At 77.5% G+C, this 3,037-nt stretch carries 1 protein-coding gene; it reads left to right on the plus strand.

Annotated elements, in window-relative coordinates; translation table 11 throughout:
* Window positions 1-3,037, plus strand: a 3,037-nt coding sequence (locus ACTUAL_RS31730) for a condensation domain-containing protein (protein WP_440902803.1), incomplete at both ends; no start/stop codon positions are given.

Below are 3,037 nucleotides of genomic sequence, written 5' to 3' on the forward strand. Positions count from 1 at the left end.
GCGGCGGGCGTTCGTGGTCGCGGTGGCGGGCGTGCGGCTCGCCGTGGGCGACACCGGCGTTGGCGGGGTGCGCCACCTCGACGTGGCCGACGGGGAGCCGGACGCCGGGGTCGACCCGGTGGACCCCGACCCGGCCGAGCTGGCCTACGTCATCTTCACCTCCGGCTCCACCGGCCTGCCCAAGGCGGTCGGCGTCGAGCACGGCGCGCTGGCCGCGCACGTCGCCGCCGCCCGCGACCGCTACGCCGTCACCGAGGCCGACCGGGTGCTCGCGTTCTCCTCGTTCTCCTTCGACGCCTCCCTCGACCAGCTGCTGCCCGCCCTCACCTCCGGCGCGACCGTCGTGCTGCGCGGCGACGAGCCGTGGCTGCCCGCCGCCGTGCCCGCGCTCGTCGCCGCGCACGGCCTCACCGTCCTGAACCTGCCGCCCACCTACTGGAGCGAACTGGCCCTGTCGCTGACCTCCGGCGCGGACCTGGCGGGGCTGCGGCTGCGGATCCTCGGCGGCGAGGAGGGGCCGACCGGCGCGCTGGCCGCGCGGCGCGGGCACGCCCCGCACGTGCGGGTGCTCAACGCCTACGGGCCCACCGAGGCCGTCGTCACCGCCACCACCCACGAGGTCACCGGCGACCGGGACAGCGGGGCTCGGAGCGGCCGGGTCCCCATCGGCCGCCCGCTCGGCGGCAGGCGGGTGCTGGTGGTCGACGCCTGCGGCGACCCGGTCGGCATCGGCGAGCCCGGCGAGCTGCTGGTCGGCGGGGTCGAGCTGGCGCGCGGCTACCTCGGGCGGCCCGCGCTCACCGCCGAGCGGTTCGTGCCCGACCCGGCGGGCGGCAGGCTCTACCGCACCGGCGACCTGGTGCGGTGGCGGGCGGACGGGGAGCTGGAGTTCCTCGGGCGCGCCGACGACCAGGTCAAGATCCGGGGCTACCGGGTGGAGCTGGGCGAGGTCGAGTCGGCGCTGTCCGGCTGCGCCGGGGTGCTTGCGGCGGCTGCGGCGGTCAAGGCCGACGCGCACGGCGGGCAGAGCCTCGTCGGCTACGTCGTCCCCGCGGGCGACGGCACCCCTGACACCGCCGTCCCCACCGCCGCCGCGCTGCGCGCCGAGCTGGCCCGAGCGCTCCCGCACTACGCCGTCCCGGCGGAGATCGTCGTGCTGGACGCCCTGCCCGTGACCACCTCCGGCAAGCTCGACCGCGCCGCCCTGCCCGACCCCGACCGCGCGGCCACCCCCACCGCCGACCACGCCGAGCCGCGCGACGACGTCGAGCGCGAGATCGCCCGCATCTGGGCCGAGGTGCTGGGCGTGCCGCGGGTGGGCCTGGACGACGGGTTCTTCGACCTCGGCGGCCACTCCCTGCTCGCCACCATGGCCGTCTCCCGCGTCGCCGAGCGGCTCGGGCGGGACGTGGAGCTGCGCGCCCTGTTCGAGAACCCGCGCATCCGCGAGTTCGGGCCCCTGGTCGCCGCCGCCCGCCCCGTGGCCACCGCCCGCGTCGTCCCGGTCGACCGCTCCGGCCCGCTGCCGATGTCCTTCGCGCAGGAGCGCCTGTGGTTCCTGGACCGGGTCTCCGACTCCGGGGAGGACTACGTGCTCTGGTTCTCCTGGCGGGTGACCGGTCCGCTCGACGCCGACGCGTGGGAGGCCGCGCTGGGCGACGTCGTGGCCAGGCACGAGGTGCTGCGCACCGCGCTGGTCGAGGTCGACGGGCACCCGGTGCAGCTGGTCCAGCACCACGTCCCGGTCCCGCTGGAGCGGCGCGCCTGCCACGACGTGGAGCAGGTCCGGCGCGAGGCCAAGGAGTTCGCCGCCGCCCGCTTCGAGCTCGACCGGCCCCCGCTGGTCCGCTCCGGCCTGTGGCGGCTCGGGCCCGACGAGCACGTGCTGGTGCTGGCCTTCCACCACGTCGCCACCGACGGCTGGTCCAAGGACGTGGTGATCGGCGAGCTGGCCCGCTGCTACGCCGCCCGCGCCGCCGGGGCCGTCCCCGAGCTGCCGCCGCTGCCGGTGCAGTACGGCGACTACGCGGTCTGGCAGCGCGACCTGCTCGACTCCGGCGCCCGCGACGGGCAGCTCGCGCACTGGAGCGCCGCCCTGGACGGGGTGGCCGCGCTGGACCTGCCCACCGACCACCCCCGCCCGGCCACCCGGTCCGCGCGCGGCGGGGCGGTGGAGACGCCGCTGCCGCCGGAGCTGGCCGAGGGCGTGGACGCGCTCGCCCACCGCTTCGGCACCACCCGCTTCACCGTGCTGCTGGCCGTGCTCCAGTCCGTGCTCGCCCGCTGGTCCGGGCAGACCGACGTCGCCGTCGGCACCCCGGTGGCCGGGCGCGGCCGGGTCGAGCTGGAGGGGCTGGTCGGGTTCTTCGTCAACACCGTCGTGCTGCGCGGCGACCTGTCCGGCGACCCGACCTTCGCCGAGCTGATCACCCAGGCCCGCGACACCGCCCTGACCGCCTTCGGCAACCAGGACGTGCCGTTCGAGCGCCTGGTCGAGCGGCTGCGCCCGGAGCGGGACCTGTCGCGCAACCCGCTGTTCCAGGTCATGTTCGACGTGCAGGAGAGCGCGGTGTCCACCGGCCTGTCCCTGCCGGGCCTGCACCTCACCGGGTTCGCCCTGCCGTGGGAGTCGGCGAAGTTCGACCTCACCGCGACGTTCCTGGCGCACCCGGACCGGTTCTCGCTCGACGTCGAGTACAGCGCCGACCTGTTCGACGCGGCCACCGCCACCCGGCTGGCCGACCACGTCGTCCGCGCCCTGCGCGCCGCGATCGCCGACCCGGACTCGGTCGCCGCCCACGCCGACCTGCTGTCCGAGGACGAGCGCGCCGCCCTCACCGCCCCGGCGCCGCCCGCGCCCGCCGCGCCGCTGCGCCTGGGCGGGGCCCCGGAGGCCACCGCGCTGGTGTGCGGGGAGCGGGCGGTGACCTACGGCGAGCTGGACGGCCTGGTCGGCGGGCTCGCCTCGGCGCTGGCCGCCGGGGGAGTGCGCCGGGGCGACCCGGTCGGGGTGTGCCTGGGCCGGGGCCCGTGGTCG

The sequence above is a fragment of the Actinosynnema sp. genome (assembly GCF_052038725.1).